Here is a 14,698-nt window from a genome sequence, read left to right as displayed (position 1 = left end):
GCAGACCTATGCTCAGGTATATGTTTCCAAAGCTGAAAGCATATATAAAAAGTTTTTATCGTGCTGAAGCTTGGAAACATCTCCCGGAGCATAAGTCTACTTTCGGCCGTGGTTATCTATAATTACAACAGCCCTTGGTTCTAGTTTCTAATGAATTCCTTCTGCTGTTTTTCTCTCTGGTTTTTTGTTACATATCTTTTGTCTTCTCTTTTCAAGCTCTTTTACTATATCGTCAATAACAACACCCTGACACGCCATAAGCACTAATACGTGATAAATTAAATCACAAGTTTCATATACAAATTCGTCCTTACTGTTATTTTTACTTGCTATTATAACTTCAGCACTTTCTTCACCAATCTTCTTTAGTATTTTATCTATTCCTTCACTAAAAAGATAACTTGTGTAAGACCCTTCAATAGGATTCTCTTTTCTTTCCTGTATTACCTCATAAAGTTGTTCTACAATATTTTTTAATTCCATTAACAAAACCCCCTATTTATATAATATTTCTATAAAAACAGCTTTTGCTTCCAGTATGGCAAGCTGCTCCTACTTGATCTACTTTTATAAGCAATGTGTCTCCATCGCAGTCTAATTTAATGTTTTTTACGTATTGAAAATGTCCTGAAGTAGCTCCTTTATTCCAAAATTCCTGTCTTGATCTGCTCCAAAACCAGGTTGTTCCTGTCTCAACAGTTTTTCTTAAAGATTCTTCGTTCATATATGCAAGCATAAGCACTTCTTCTGTCTTAAAGTCCTGTACAATTGCAGGAACTAACCCCTTAGAAAAATCTACTTCTTGTAATAATTCTGTGTCTACATTTTCTAATTTTATTTCTTTCATTTCTACTACCTTTTCCCATTTGTAATCATATATGTTTTCTTAATTCTTATCTTAAATATAATTGTATCGCTGCTCTTTATAATCTCACCTCAACAGATTTTTCTTTAAGATATCCCTTAACTTGAGCTATACTTAATTCTCTATAATGAAAGAGTGATGCCGCTAATGCTGCATCTGCTCCAGTTTCTTTAAACACATCACAAAAATGTTCTAAGGTCCCACAACCTCCTGAAGCTATTACTGGAATATTGCATGCTTCCACTACTGCTTTTGTAAACTCTATATCATAACCATTTTTAGTTCCATCTGCATCCATACTTGTCAAAAGTATTTCTCCAGCTCCTAAGTCCTCAACTTTTTTAACCCATTCAAGAGCATCAAGACCTGTATCTATTCTTCCACCATTTATAACCACATTCCATCCCGAGTCGTCTCCTCTCTTTCTCCCGTCTATGGCAACTACTACACATTGACTTCCAAACCTCTCTGCCGCCCTTTTTACAAGCTCTGGGTCTCTTATAGCAGCTGAATTTACTGATATTTTATCTGCACCAGCTCTTAATATTTCCTTGAAGTCATCTAAAGTCCTTATACCGCCTCCAACAGTAAGAGGAATAAAAACTTTCTCTGCAGTTCTTCTAACTACATCAATCATTGTACTTCTTCCCTCATGGGTAGCAGTTATATCCAAAAATACTATCTCATCGGCTCCCTCATGATTATAAAAATCTGCTATTTCAACAGGATCGCCAACATCCTTTAAGTTAACAAAATTTACTCCTTTAACTACTCTTCCCATGTTAACATCAAGGCAAGGTATTATTCTTTTTGTAAGCAAGTTTCACACCTCTTTTCAACATTTTCATAAAGCCATTACCACATTATAAATACTTTTTAATCATTTATAATTTCTTTAACCTTTTCTATAAAATAATTCATTTCTTCGTCTGATCCTATGGTAATTCTTAAATAATTGTTTATTCTATTTTTATTAAAATATCTTACCAATACACCCTTTTCTCTTAATCTAGTAAACAATTCACTTGCAGGATATGTAGAGTGAGCTGTAAAAATGAAGTTAGCTTTTGAAGGTATTACATTAAAGTCAAGTAAGGTTAACTTTTCGACAACCTCTTCTCTTGTTTTTATTATTTTCGATGCACATTCTCTAAAATATTCCTCATCCTTTATCGCTTCTACCGCAGCTATAGCTGCTACTCTATCTATTGTATAAGAATTAAAAGAGTTTTTTATTCTATTTAATCCATCTATAAGTTCTTCCTGACCTAGTGCGAAACCTACACGAATTCCAGCCAAAGATCGAGATTTAGATAAAGTTTGTATTACTAGTAAATTTGGGTATTCCTTTATAAGATTTACTACTGAGACTCCTCCAAAGTCTATATAGGCTTCATCAATTATAACAACTTTATTGCTGTTATAATCTAAAATCTTTTTTATTGAAGCCACATCTAAGCATCTTCCCGTTGGAGCATTTGGATTAGGAATTACAACTCCACCATTTTCGGTCAGAAAATCATCTACAAATATAGAAAAATTCTCTTTCAATTTTGCAAGCTTATAATTTATCTTATATAAATCTGCATATACTGGGTAAAAACTATAGCTAATGTCTGGGAAAATTATAGTCTCACCAGGATTAAAAAATGTTAGAAATGATAGAGCTAATACTTCATCTGAACCATTGCCTATAAAAATCTGCTTCCTATCTAAATCGTAATATTCGGCTATAGTTTCGCTTAATTTATCGCAATTAGGATCCGGATATAGTCTTAAGTCTCCATTAGCAGCATTCTTTATTGCTTCTAATACCTTTGGTGATGGTGGATATGGATTTTCATTAGTATTCAATTTTACATATTTCTTATCTTTTGGCTGTTCACCACAAACATAAGGCTCTATGCTTCTGGTAACTTCACTCCAATACTTGCTCATTGTTAACACACACCTTCTATTATGATCTTTTTCATCTACCTAACACTTAAATTATTTACATAATTCTATAGCTTCTTTTAGGTTTATATTTCCGCTATATATTGCTTTACCTGTAATAGTTCCATAAATGCCCATGTTATTTATAGTTTTCAAATCGTTGATGTCCTTAATTCCACCTGAAGCTATTATGTTACAGCTTACACTGCTTTGAATTTTACCAAGCTGTTCTAAATTAGGTCCTTGAAGTGTACCATCCTTACTTATATCTGTAAATATGATAGTTTTTACTCCTATTTTCTCCATTTCCTTAGCAAAATCTATATAGTCTACATCACTTACGTCAAGCCATCCGCTTACTGCAACCTTTTCATTCTTAGCATCTATGCCTACTGCTACTTTTTCTCCATATTTTTTTACTGCTTCCATTACAAACTCAGGATTCTTTAAGGCGGCTGTTCCAAGTATTACTCTTGATACTCCAGCCTGAATAAGCATATCTATGGTTTTCATATCTCTTATACCGCCGCCAAGTTCTACTGGAACTCCTACATTTTTAACAACTTCTGATATAACTTTTAAATTTTTTAATTCTCCGTTGAGTGCACCATCCAAGTCAACCATATGAATGTATTCTGCTCCACATTCTTTAAAACTCATGGCCACCTTTAAAGGTTCCTCTCCTACTACTTCTGATTCTTCAAATTTTCCTTGATATAATCTAACACATTTTCCATCCCTTAAATCTATAGCCGGAAATATTATCATTTTACCAACTCCCAAAAATTTCTTAACATTTGCATTCCAGGTTCTCCACTTTTTTCAGGGTGAAATTGAAGTCCAAATACATTTTCTTTACTAACTACTGCTGGAGTATCCACACCATAGAAACTGTGAGCATTAAGCACTCCCTCTTCTTCAATCTGTGCATAAAAAGAATGTACAAAATATACATAGCTACCTTCTTTAACATCCTTTAGTATTTCACAAGATTTATCCATAATAAGATCATTCCAACCCATATGAGGTATTTTTAAATCAACTTCAAACTTTTTAATTTTTCCCTTTATAAATCCAAGTCCTTCTGTTTCTCTTACCTCATCACTTTCTTCAAATAGAAGCTGCATTCCAAGGCATATTCCCATAAGAGGAGTTCCATTCTTAACAGCTTCCTTCATTACTTTATCAAAACCTGACTTCTTTATATTTTCCATAGCATCAGGAAAAGCTCCTACCCCCGGTAATACTATGCCACTGCTATTCATTATTTCTTCAGCGTCTTCTGTTATTTTAGCTTTAGCTCCTATAAACTCGAGGGCCTTCTCGACACTTCTTAAATTTCCCATTCCATAATCCACTATAGCTATTTTTTTCTCTTTCACTTCTATCCCTCACTTTTGAAATCTTATAACTATAAATTTCCCTTTGTAGACATAACTCCTTTTATTCTTTCGTCTTTAGTAACTGCTTCCCTCAAAGCCCTTCCTAGTGCTTTAAATAGACCTTCTATCATATGATGAGCGTTTTTTCCATAAAGTACTTTAGCATGAAGAGTTATTCCTGCATTAAAAGCTAAGGCTCTGAAAAACTCTTCTACCATTTCTGTATCCATATCTCCAACCTTTTGTGAATTAAAATCACCTTCAAAAACCAAATAAGGTCTTCCGCTCATATCCATAGATATCATGCATAAAGCTTCATCCATAGGAACAAAAGACGTTCCATATCTTTTTATACCAGCCTTATCCAGATCAGCTTTCTCTATACATTTGCCAAGAGTAATTCCTACATCTTCTATTGTATGGTGGCAATCTACATAAAGATCACCTCTTGCTTTTACTTCCAAATCTAGTATGCCATGCTTAGCAAAGAGTGTAAGCATATGATCAAAGAATCCTATACCTGTCTCTATATTATAATTACCTTCTCCATCCAGATCAATTTCTACGTTGATATCTGTTTCCTTTGTAGTTCTCGTAATTGATGCTTTTCTCAAATCACTCATACTTAACTCTCCTATCTTTAAACTTATCTATTTCATTCTTACCGCTATTGAATTTGCGTGAGCTGTAAGCCCTTCTGTATCTGCAAGTTTAATTATTTTATTTCCTACATCAAATAATGCCTCTTTTGAATAATAAATAAAGCTTGATTTTTTCACAAAGTCGTCTACTGACAATGGTGAAAAGAATCTTGCTGTTCCACTTGTAGGCAGTACATGATTTGGTCCTGCTATATAATCTCCTAATGGCTCTGGCGAGTAAGAACCTAGGAATATAGAGCCTGCATTTTTAATTTCCCCCAGAGCTAAGAATGGATTTTCAATGCAAACTTCTAAATGTTCCGGTGCAATTTCATTTGACATATTAATTGCTTCCTTTAAATTATTAACTACTATAATTACCCCATAATTCTTAAGAGAATCTAAAATAATATCCTTTCTGCTTAAAGCTTCTACTTGCTTTGCTAATTCCTTTTTTACCTTCTCAGCTAACTCTTTCGATGTAGTAACTAATACCGAGGACGCTAATCTATCATGTTCTGCCTGTGACATTAAATCTGCTGCTATATATTCCGGATTTCCACTTTCATCCGCTATTATTAGAATTTCACTAGGGCCTGCTATCATGTCTATGTCTACGTAACCGTAAACACTCTTTTTTGCCATAGCGACATAAATGTTTCCTGGTCCAACTATTTTATCTACCTTATTAATGCTTTCTGTTCCAAATGCAAGAGCCCCTATTGCCTGCGCTCCCCCTACCTTATAAATCTTTTTGACTCCAGCTATATCTGCTGCCACAAGTATATTAGGATTAATACTTCCATCCTTTGAAGGTGGAGTTACCATAACTATATTTTCAACCCCTGCTACTTTAGCTGGTATGGCATTCATAAGCACAGATGATGGATAAGCTGCAGTACCTCCTGGAACATAAATCCCTACATTTTCTAAAGCTCTAATATTCTGACCTAGCATAACTCTCTTCTCTTTAGTAATCATCCATGAATTTCTTTTTTGTTTTTCATGGAAAAACTCTATATTTTCGGCAGCCAATTTAATAGCATCTAAAAATTCCTTATCAACTATCTCATAAGCCTGCTCGATTTCTTCCTTGCTTACTAAAATATTGTTTTTATTTACATTTTCACTATCAAATTTATTTATATATTTTATCAATGCTTCATTTCTATTTTCTTTTATATCCTCTAATATCTCTTTAACTGTGTTTATGACATCCTTTTGTACACTTTCTTCTCTATCTCTAAGATTATCTAAATACTTTTTTCCTTCTTCGGTGCTCCCATATATGACATTTATAATATCCATAACCTTAACCTCCAGCAAAACTTTAATTTATCATCGAAAATTCTCTTGAGTTAACTTCCTCATTAACTTTTTCGATTATCTCTTCTATCTCATCTTTCTTCATTTTCATACTTGCTACATTTACAACCATTCTTGCGCTTATATTGCATATATCATCATAAACAACTAATCCGTTCTCCTTTAAGGTACTTCCTGTTTCAACTATATCCACTATGGCATCTGATAATCCAAGTATAGGCGCAAGTTCTACTGAACCCTCTATTTTCACAATTTCGACATCCTGTCCAATTTTTCTAAAATACTCTCTTGCCACATTGGGATATTTAGTTGCAATCTTTTTCTTATTATATCCTTCATAAAACTTTGAATTCTTAGGTCCAGCAACTGCAAATCTGCAGCACCCGAATTTCAAGTCTAAAACTTCATAGAAGTTCTTATTCTCTTCCATCAAAGTATCCTTTCCAACGATGCCCACATCAACTACTCCATGCTCTACATAGGTAAGTACATCTGCAGCCTTTACAAGTACAAAATCTATATTATAATTTTTATTATGGAATATAAGTTTTCTACCTTTATTTTTAAGCTCTGTACAATCTATACCTGCTGCCTCAAATATATCTATAGCACCTTCTTCAATTCTTCCTTTAGTTAAAGCTATTTTTATAGTTTTTTTATTATTCATAATGTAATCCCTCACCATAATATTAAATTATTTCACACTTTTATAACTTTAATTATTCCTTTATTTTTTGCATAATTTACAGCTTCATCTTCTGAATCTAATAAACTCATCTCTGCAATTATATTCTTTTTTCTAAATTCCTCAGCTTTTTTATAAGCTTCTATAAGAGATTCTTCACTATAGTAAATTAATACTTTCTCTTTAGAACTTTTTTCTTTATTATCAAGAGCTAGGATTATGCTATCTACATCTAATGCAAATCCAGTAGCTGGTTTTTCTAAACCAAATTGACCGATAAGATTATCATATCTTCCTCCACTTAATATATTTCCTCCTACTCCATGAGCATATCCCCTAAAAATTATTCCTGTATAGTAATCCAAATGCTGTACCATTCCCAAATCTACTGAAAGGTATTCTCCAAAGCCTGCACTTTCTATTATTTTATAAACCTTTCTTATGCTTTTTATTGCATCAAGTACCTTAGCATTATTAGTTAATTCTTCTGCCCTGTCTAATACTCCAATATCTCCAAATAATCTTGGCAATTCTTTTAGCATTTGTAATGCATTTTCACCTATTTCATTGCTTTTATCTTCTACAAACTCAGATAGGGCTGCTAAATTCTTATTTTCTATATATTTTATTAGCTTCTCTCTATCTTCCTCTCCTATATTTACGTCTTCAATAACTGCTTTAAAAAACTCAGCTTGACCTAATTCTATTTTAAAATCTTTAAGCCCACATTTAATTAATGCATTAATTCCCATTATTATAGCTTCTACATCTGCTTTAAGGCTTTTAACACCTATTATTTCAATACCAGATTGAGTAATTTCACTATTCTTTCCATTCAATCTTTCATTGACTCTGTATATATTTGACGTATAACATAATTTTAGTGGATATGATGCATCTTGAAATTTAGTAGCTGCAATTCTTGCTATAGGTGTTGTCATGTCTGGCCTCAATACCAATATTCTTCCCTGATTATCAAAAAGCTTATACATCTTTTCCTGAGGCAGCGTAGCATTCTCACCAATAAATACATCATAAAACTCCAAGGTTGGAGATATTACCTCCTGATATCCACAATCTATATATGTTTTTCTCAGTATATCTTCAATTTCTATTTTTTGAGCACATTCTTCAAATAATGTATCTTTTCCACCTTCTGGTATATATCTTTTCCATTTAAACATCTAATTCACATCCTCTTTTCACACGTTACCAATTCATCATGCTAAAGTGCTAATTTGTCATAGTGCTATTGTAACAGCTTGCCACAAAAAATGCAATAGCTTATTTAAAATATTTGAAATAATAAAACACGAACAAGAGTATGCTTCAAGATTTATTTGCTTATACAGTATGATGAAATAATAAATATTTATTGAATGTAAATATTTTTTTACACTTGTAAATAAAAAGTTCCATTTTCTTTAAATTTATGGCAATTTTTCTTTACATCGAAGCAATTTTATCCGCTTCAAGGCTTGGCACACTTATTGCTTCATCATTATTTCATAATATTTATATTTGAAAATGAGGAGGATAAATTTAATGGAAAATATAAAAGAAATGGGTTTTGATACAAAAGCAATACACGGTGGCCATATTGGAGATAAACAATTTGGTTCCTTAGCTACTCCTATATATCAAACATCAACTTTCATATTCGACTCAGCAGAACAAGGTGGAAATAGATTTGCTGGTCAGGAGGCTGGATATATATATACAAGACTCGGAAATCCAACTTGTACAGAAGTTGAGGAAAAAATAGCTTTATTAGAAAATGGAGAGGCTGCAGTTGCTGCTGCTTCAGGTATGGGTGCCATTTCATCTGCTCTCTGGACTGCACTAAAAGCTGGAGATCATGTGGTTGCATCTGATACTCTATACGGATGTACTTTTGCTCTTTTAAACCATGGACTTACAAGATTTGGAGTAGATGTGACTTTTGTAGACGCATCAAACTTAGAAGAGTTAAGAGAAGCATTAAGACCAAACACAAAAGTAGTGTATCTTGAAACTCCTGCCAATCCAACTTTAAAAATTAATGATATTAAGGAAATTTCCAACATAGCTCATAAAAATAATAGTGATTGTCTTGTATTTGTTGATAATACTTTCTGTACCCCTTATCTTCAAAGACCATTAGAGTTAGGTGCTGATGTTGTTGTCCATTCCGCAACTAAATACTTAAATGGTCATGGAGATGTTATAGCCGGATTTGTAATTGGCAAACAAGACTTTATAAATCAAGTAAGATTTTTTGGGTTAAAAGATATGACTGGTGCTGTTCTTAGCCCATTTGATTCTTATCTTATTATAAGGGGCATGAAGACTTTACCTATAAGAATGGAAAGACACTGCAAAAATGCTATGGAAGTTGCTATATTCCTAGAATCTCATCCTGCGGTTGGAAAAGTATACTATCCTGGACTTGAAAGCTTTGAGGATTATGAACTTGCTAAAAAACAAATGAGTTATCCAGGTGCTATGATTTCTTTTGAATTAAAGGGTGGTGTTGAAGAAGGAATAACTGTTATGAATAACGTTAAGCTTGCTTCTCTTGCCGTAAGTTTAGGTGATGCTGAAACTCTTATCCAACATCCTGCCTCAATGACTCACTCACCTTATTCTCCAGAAGAAAGACTTGCAGCAGGCATAAGTGATGGTTTAGTTAGGTTATCTGTTGGTCTTGAGAATGTTTCTGATATAATAGCAGATTTAAAACAAGCTCTTGATTTAATAGTAAAATAATTCAAGTGACAAAATAAATCCACCTAACCAAAAGGAGCAATTGCTCTTTTTGGTTAGGTGGATTTATTTTATCGAAACATACTAATTATTATAGCTTTTTAAAACTTTTTCTAAAAGTTCTATGGACTTATCCATATCTTCCTTTTCTACATTAAGTGGCGGTAAAAGTCTCACAACATCTTTGCCAGCTGTAACTGCAAGAAGTTTGTTTTCAAAACATTTCTTGCTAAATTCTTTGATATCTACGTTTAATTTTATACCTAATAATAAACCTATTCCCTTTATTTCTTCTATTTGACTATATTTATCCTTAAGTTCATTCAATTTAGATATCATATATTCACTTTTTTCTTTTACCTTTTCAACTACTCCACCATCAACTAATTCTCCTAAGACAGCAAGACTTACTGCACAAGCAAGAGGATTGCCTCCAAACGTGCTTCCATGATCTCCTGGCACAAGCACTGATGCTTTTTCATTAGTCATTATAGCTCCCATAGGGAAGCCTCCAGCAATGCCTTTTGCCATACATATTACATCTGGAATTACATTGAAGGTTTGATAAGCAAAGAAGGTTCCTAATCTTCCTACTCCACATTGAATTTCATCAAATATAAGAAGCGCGTCGTATTGCTCACATAACTCTTTAACCTGTTCCAAGTATTCAACCATTACTGGATTGATTCCACCTTCACCTTGAACAGGCTCTAATATAATTGCACATACATCATTGTCCATTTTATTTTTTAAATCTTCTATATCATTAAATTTAGCACTTCTAACTCCACCTATTAAAGGCATAAAATCTTCTTGATATTTCTTTTGTCCTGTTACTGTTAAAGCACCCATAGTTCTTCCGTGAAAAGAGTTTTCCATATATATCACTATATTTTTCTTCTCTCCACCTTTTATTTTTCCATACTTTCTTCCAATCTTAATTCCACATTCCATAGCTTCTGTACCACTGTTACAGAAAAAAACAGATTTGTGGTCACCAAGTGAACATAACCTTTCTGATAATTCAATACCCTGTTTAGACCAATAATAATTGGATATATGCATTAAATCTTTAGCTTGTTCATTTATAGCATTTATTATAGCCGGATGACTGTGACCTAAACAATTAACTGCTACGCCTGAAACAAAATCCAAATATTCATTTCCATTATCATCGTATAACTTACATCCTAGTCCTTTTTCAAAAACTACATCAAATCTTCCATAAGTGTTCATTATATTACCTTTTGACATTTTCTCACTCTCCCCTTTGAAATAATCTTGGTTCCAGAATTATATGCTAAATTTAAAACCAGACTATGCTTTTTTCTTCCATCTATAAGATGTATATTCTTTGCTCCATTTTCAACTGCTTCAATACAACATTCCATTTTTGGTATCATTCCACCCTTTATTATTCCTTCATGTATATAATGCTTCACATCATCAGCTTCTATATTTTTTATTAAGCTGGATTTATCATTAATATCTTTATAAACACCTTCTACATCTGTAAGGATTATAAGCTTCTCTGCCTTCAGTTCAGCACTTATAAAAGACGCTGCATAATCCGCATTAATGTTATACTTATTTCCATGAGAATCGCATGCTATAGGAGAAATAACTGGAACTCTATCTTTTTCTAAAATACTTAGTAAAAATGATTTATTTATGCTCACAACATCTCCAACAAATCCTATATCTATTTTCCTGCCATTTTCATATAAATATTTCTTTTTAGCCTTAATTAGGTTGCTGTCTCTTCCGCTTAAACCTATGGCACTTACCCCTTGGCTACTTAAATTAGCTGATATATCCTTATTTATATGTCCTGAAAGTACCATTTCGGCTACATCCATAACATTCTCATCTGTAACTCTTAGCCCATTTCTAAATTCGCTTTTTATACCCGTCATCTGAAGCCATTTAGATATTTCTGGACCGCCACCATGAATAATAACTATATTTATACCCAATCTCTTCAATAAAACCACATCTTCAATAAAAGCTCTTGAAGCATTTTCATTATTCATTATGCTTCCACCATACTTTATTACAAAGGTTTTTCCCTTAAATTTTTCTATATCCTGCTCTAGTTCCAAGGGTATAGTTTCTTCCAACATTTAGCGCCACCAACCTTTTGATTTTTTATGAGAATAATTATACCCCCATTATTATTAATATGCAATATATTTTAAACAATTTTATATTTTTTATTGAATAATTATATAAACACATGTATAATTATTTGTAACAATAATTAAATTTTTCTTGAGGTGATAAAATGATTAATGTAGGTATATTAGGTTCTACAGGCTATGCAGGCCAACAACTAGTATGGCTTTTAAATAGTCATAAAAATGTGAATATTGCTTTTCTTTCTTCTAATAGTTATGCTGGAGACCCATATAGTAAGGTATATAAAAATTATAATGGCTTTTTGCAGAATGTTTGCATAAATATGCACGATGTTGAAGACAAATTAGACGAAATTGATGTCCTTTTTTTAGCTCTTCCCCACGGAAAATCTTTCCATGTGACACAAAAGGCATTAGAAAAAGGCGTAAAAGTTATAGATTTAGGGGCAGACTACAGAATAAAATCCAAAGAAATTTATGAGCAGTGGTATAAAGTAGACCATGAATGCAGTGAACTTTTAAAAGACTCAGTCTATGGTCTTCCAGAACTTAAACGTGAAAGTATTAAAAATGCTTCTCTAATTGCTAATCCTGGATGTTATCCTACTGCTAGTATATTAGCACTCGCTCCCCTTTTAAAAAATAAACTTGTTAATCCTAAATCTATAATTATAGATGCTAAATCTGGTGTTTCTGGAGCTGGAAGAAGTGCTTCTATAGCAAACTTATATACAGAGTGTAATGATTCTATAAAAGCATATTCTGTTGCGTGTCATAGACATACACCAGAAATTGAACAAGAGCTTTCAGATATATATGGAGATGACTTAAAACTTATTTTTACCCCTCACTTAGTTCCAATGAATAGAGGGATTTTATCGATATGTTATGCAGATTTAATTAAGGATATATCCCAAGAGGAATTATATGAAATATATAAAGATTTTTATAAAGACGAGTTCTTTGTAAAAGTTATTGAAGATATGCCAGAAACAAGATACGTCTCTGGATCAAATATGTGTCACATAGGACTAAGAATAGATAAAAGAACTGGCCGAGTAATAGTTGGTTCTGTTATAGACAATTTAATCAAAGGAGCAGCAGGTCAGGCTGTTCAAAATATGAATTTAATGTTTGACTTACCCGAAAACATGGGACTTGATTTTCCAGCAATGGTACCTTAAAGCAAAGAAAAGGCTGGTGCACTTTCAGATACCAACACCAGGCACTTAACTTATTCTATGAGATTTACTGGTAATGTTTGGAGGATACAAATATATTTTTAGAAGACAGAGGACAGTGAAGGTGAGTTTTCTTTCTTACGTCTGAAAACTAATTCATTTCTTGTAGATTCGTTTCTCTAAAGCGAAACATCATTGGTTTAATTAAGCATAGCTTAATTAAACCTTATTTACTGAAAGTAAAACTAAATTAAAGATTTTTCGTAGTATAACGGAAAAAAACCTTCCTTCACTGTCCTCTGTCAATTGTCCTCTGTCCTCTAAAAAATTTAACTTGTATTAACTTTTACCAATTAATATTTTTTATAAGTTAAATGTCGACCCTGGGTCTCTATAATGTAATAGCCTTTCCTTTATTTTTTAAATTCTATTCATAAGTTATTTTTTTATTTTCATCACATATAACTTTTCCCTCTTTACCATTAAGGTTAGTTTTTAGCACAACCTTATGTTTCCACAGATCAACTACATATTTAAGCGTTTCTACTGCATATTGAAGTTGGAGCTCTCTTCCATCAAAAACATGCTCTAATGTTAAGCTTTTATCTAACATTGACATATCTTCTACTCTAATATTAGGTATACTACCTATTCCACAACTTTCACTTAAAGTATTTCTTATTTCTTTCCATCCTTCATCATCAGATATTTCTTCTATTACATAGCTTTTATCTTTCTTTATATACTGGAATAAATTAAGCTTAATACAGAGTTCTTTAGTTAAATATCTTCTTAAGAAAGATTCATCTCTTTCCATAAGTCTTACTTCAAATATCTTTTCCAATCCGTACTTTTCCACTAGATCTTTATATATTTCAAAGCCTAAGAAATAAGGATTTATACTTCCCTGTAGAGGAACAATAACATCATTGTGTCTTTTTATAAATTCAAGATAAAGCTTTTGAGGTAAATCTAGCTTTTTTAGAATATTATAGTGCCAGTAACTTGCCCATCCTTCATTCATAATCTTAGTTTCTATTTGAGGAACAAAATATTTAGTTTGATCCCTAACTATTTCAATAATATTTTTTTGCCATTCAGATAGATCACCATGCATAGCTATAAACCCTAATATATCCTCAACAGGTTCCTGTGGCACTTTTTCTACATTCGGAGGTTCTGGCTTTATTCTAGGTACAATCGGACTATGATTTATATTTGAGTTTTTATAATCCTCCATTTTTCTTCTTTTAATTTCTTCATCACTTAAATTTTTGACTCCAATAGCTCTATCCGTCTGATATTTTAATGCGTGCGCTGCATTTAGCACTTTTTCAACTTCAATATAGCCTATACTCGGGTCATTTATATAAGACCTTATGATGTCTGCATGATTCTTAAACTTCTCTAATGTATAACTTGCATTTGTAGCTTCTCTAAACATTCTATTGTTTTTAAAGAAGTCATTATGACCATAGACATGTGCTATTGTTAATATTTGAAGCAACATTGTATTGTCTTTCATCAAATATGCAATACAAGGGTTAGAATTAATAACCATTTCATAAGGAAGACCTGTCAAATTATATTTATAAAGAGTCCTCAGTTTTTCATATGCCTTACCAAAACTCCAATGTGGATACATGGATGGCATACCCACATAAACTTCATATGCTAACATATCATTATAATTTATGATTTCGAATTCCTGAGGATAATATTCAAGTCCAACCTCCTGTACTTTTTCTTCTATTAAATCATTCCACTTTTCCAAATCAGTTACAGTATATTCCAATTTCT

The 14,698-nt window shown here is 32.4% G+C and carries 15 protein-coding genes; 2 read left to right on the top strand and 13 right to left on the bottom strand.

The window, feature by feature from the left end; genetic code table 11:
• Positions 1–147: 147 nt before the first annotated feature.
• The 10 genes from hisE to I6U48_RS16245 form a co-directional block, all read right to left on the bottom strand.
• A complete protein-coding gene (hisE, locus tag I6U48_RS16290; RefSeq protein ID WP_218321527.1) occupies positions 148–483 on the bottom strand; it encodes a phosphoribosyl-ATP diphosphatase in 336 nt (111 codons plus the stop codon).
• Positions 484–499: 16 nt separating this feature from the next.
• Entirely contained in the window at positions 500–847 is a 348-nt protein-coding gene (gene hisI / locus I6U48_RS16285; protein WP_218321526.1) for a phosphoribosyl-AMP cyclohydrolase, read from the bottom strand.
• 76 nt (positions 848–923) lie between these two features.
• Positions 924–1,685, bottom strand: a complete 762-nt coding sequence (gene hisF / locus I6U48_RS16280) for an imidazole glycerol phosphate synthase subunit HisF (RefSeq protein WP_218321525.1) — start codon at positions 1,683–1,685, stop codon at positions 924–926.
• A 56-nt stretch (positions 1,686–1,741) separates the two neighbouring features.
• Positions 1,742–2,803: a histidinol-phosphate transaminase gene (hisC, locus tag I6U48_RS16275; RefSeq protein ID WP_218321524.1), complete on the bottom strand. Its 1,062-nt coding sequence runs from the start codon at positions 2,801–2,803 to the stop codon at positions 1,742–1,744.
• A gap of 51 nt (positions 2,804–2,854) precedes the next feature.
• Positions 2,855–3,568, bottom strand: coding sequence for a 1-(5-phosphoribosyl)-5-[(5-phosphoribosylamino)methylideneamino]imidazole-4-carboxamide isomerase (gene hisA, locus I6U48_RS16270; RefSeq protein ID WP_218321523.1), 714 nt, complete (start codon positions 3,566–3,568; stop codon positions 2,855–2,857).
• Positions 3,565–4,182, bottom strand: a complete 618-nt coding sequence (gene hisH / locus I6U48_RS16265) for an imidazole glycerol phosphate synthase subunit HisH (protein ID WP_218321522.1) — start codon at positions 4,180–4,182, stop codon at positions 3,565–3,567. The genes hisA and hisH overlap by 4 nt, the downstream gene beginning before the upstream one ends.
• A gap of 29 nt (positions 4,183–4,211) precedes the next feature.
• Positions 4,212–4,805 (bottom strand): imidazoleglycerol-phosphate dehydratase HisB, encoded by a 594-nt coding sequence (hisB, locus tag I6U48_RS16260; RefSeq protein ID WP_218321521.1) that lies wholly within the window; start codon positions 4,803–4,805, stop codon positions 4,212–4,214.
• A gap of 27 nt (positions 4,806–4,832) precedes the next feature.
• Positions 4,833–6,125 carry a histidinol dehydrogenase gene (gene hisD / locus I6U48_RS16255; RefSeq protein ID WP_218321528.1) on the bottom strand — a complete coding sequence of 431 codons (1,293 nt, stop codon included), beginning with the start codon at positions 6,123–6,125 and terminating at the stop codon, positions 4,833–4,835.
• 28 nt (positions 6,126–6,153) lie between these two features.
• The gene (gene hisG, locus I6U48_RS16250) at positions 6,154–6,816 is read right to left on the bottom strand and encodes an ATP phosphoribosyltransferase (RefSeq protein WP_218321520.1); all 663 of its coding nucleotides are present in this window, start codon (positions 6,814–6,816) and stop codon (positions 6,154–6,156) included.
• Between the two features lie 32 nt (positions 6,817–6,848).
• The gene (locus I6U48_RS16245; RefSeq protein WP_218321519.1) at positions 6,849–8,018 is read right to left on the bottom strand and encodes an ATP phosphoribosyltransferase regulatory subunit; all 1,170 of its coding nucleotides are present in this window, start codon (positions 8,016–8,018) and stop codon (positions 6,849–6,851) included.
• Positions 8,019–8,379: 361 nt separating this feature from the next.
• Here I6U48_RS16245 and megL point away from each other — a divergent pair, with 361 nt between their 5' ends.
• Positions 8,380–9,582: a methionine gamma-lyase gene (megL, locus tag I6U48_RS16240; protein ID WP_218321518.1), complete on the top strand. Its 1,203-nt coding sequence runs from the start codon at positions 8,380–8,382 to the stop codon at positions 9,580–9,582.
• An 81-nt stretch (positions 9,583–9,663) separates the two neighbouring features.
• On the opposite strand, the gene I6U48_RS16235 is transcribed toward megL, so the two are convergent.
• Both I6U48_RS16235 and argB read right to left on the bottom strand, forming a co-directional pair.
• Positions 9,664–10,833 (bottom strand): aspartate aminotransferase family protein, encoded by a 1,170-nt coding sequence (locus I6U48_RS16235; RefSeq protein WP_218321517.1) that lies wholly within the window; start codon positions 10,831–10,833, stop codon positions 9,664–9,666.
• Positions 10,815–11,702, bottom strand: coding sequence for an acetylglutamate kinase (gene argB, locus I6U48_RS16230; protein ID WP_218321516.1), 888 nt, complete (start codon positions 11,700–11,702; stop codon positions 10,815–10,817). The genes I6U48_RS16235 and argB overlap by 19 nt, the downstream gene beginning before the upstream one ends.
• Positions 11,703–11,863: 161 nt before the next feature.
• On the opposite strand from argB, the gene argC reads away from it, so the two are divergent.
• A complete protein-coding gene (gene argC, locus I6U48_RS16225; RefSeq protein ID WP_218321515.1) occupies positions 11,864–12,901 on the top strand; it encodes an N-acetyl-gamma-glutamyl-phosphate reductase in 1,038 nt (345 codons plus the stop codon).
• A gap of 424 nt (positions 12,902–13,325) precedes the next feature.
• Here the strand turns inward: argC and I6U48_RS16220 are convergent, their stop codons facing one another.
• On the bottom strand, positions 13,326–14,693 hold the full coding sequence (locus I6U48_RS16220; protein WP_218321514.1) for a SpoVR family protein: 1,368 nt from the start codon (positions 14,691–14,693) through the stop codon (positions 13,326–13,328).
• Positions 14,694–14,698: the final 5 nt, after the last annotated feature.

Source organism: Clostridium thailandense, from assembly GCF_019207025.1.
Taxonomy (GTDB): Bacteria; Bacillota; Clostridia; order Clostridiales; family Clostridiaceae; genus Clostridium_AM; species Clostridium_AM thailandense.
This window is presented reverse-complemented; position numbering and strand designations above follow the sequence as displayed.

Coding starts and splice junctions, on each gene's coding strand:
- hisE (WP_218321527.1), bottom strand. CDS start 483: ATGGAATTAAAAAATATTGTAGAACAACTTTATGAGGTAATACAGGAA.
- hisI (WP_218321526.1), bottom strand. CDS start 847: ATGAAAGAAATAAAATTAGAAAATGTAGACACAGAATTATTACAAGAA.
- hisC (WP_218321524.1), bottom strand. CDS start 2,803: ATGAGCAAGTATTGGAGTGAAGTTACCAGAAGCATAGAGCCTTATGTT.
- hisA (WP_218321523.1), bottom strand. CDS start 3,568: ATGATAATATTTCCGGCTATAGATTTAAGGGATGGAAAATGTGTTAGA.
- hisB (WP_218321521.1), bottom strand. CDS start 4,805: ATGAGTGATTTGAGAAAAGCATCAATTACGAGAACTACAAAGGAAACA.
- hisG (WP_218321520.1), bottom strand. CDS start 6,816: ATGAATAATAAAAAAACTATAAAAATAGCTTTAACTAAAGGAAGAATT.
- I6U48_RS16245 (WP_218321519.1), bottom strand. CDS start 8,018: ATGTTTAAATGGAAAAGATATATACCAGAAGGTGGAAAAGATACATTA.
- megL (WP_218321518.1), top strand. CDS start 8,380: ATGGAAAATATAAAAGAAATGGGTTTTGATACAAAAGCAATACACGGT.
- I6U48_RS16235 (WP_218321517.1), bottom strand. CDS start 10,833: ATGTCAAAAGGTAATATAATGAACACTTATGGAAGATTTGATGTAGTT.
- argB (WP_218321516.1), bottom strand. CDS start 11,702: ATGTTGGAAGAAACTATACCCTTGGAACTAGAGCAGGATATAGAAAAA.
- argC (WP_218321515.1), top strand. CDS start 11,864: ATGATTAATGTAGGTATATTAGGTTCTACAGGCTATGCAGGCCAACAA.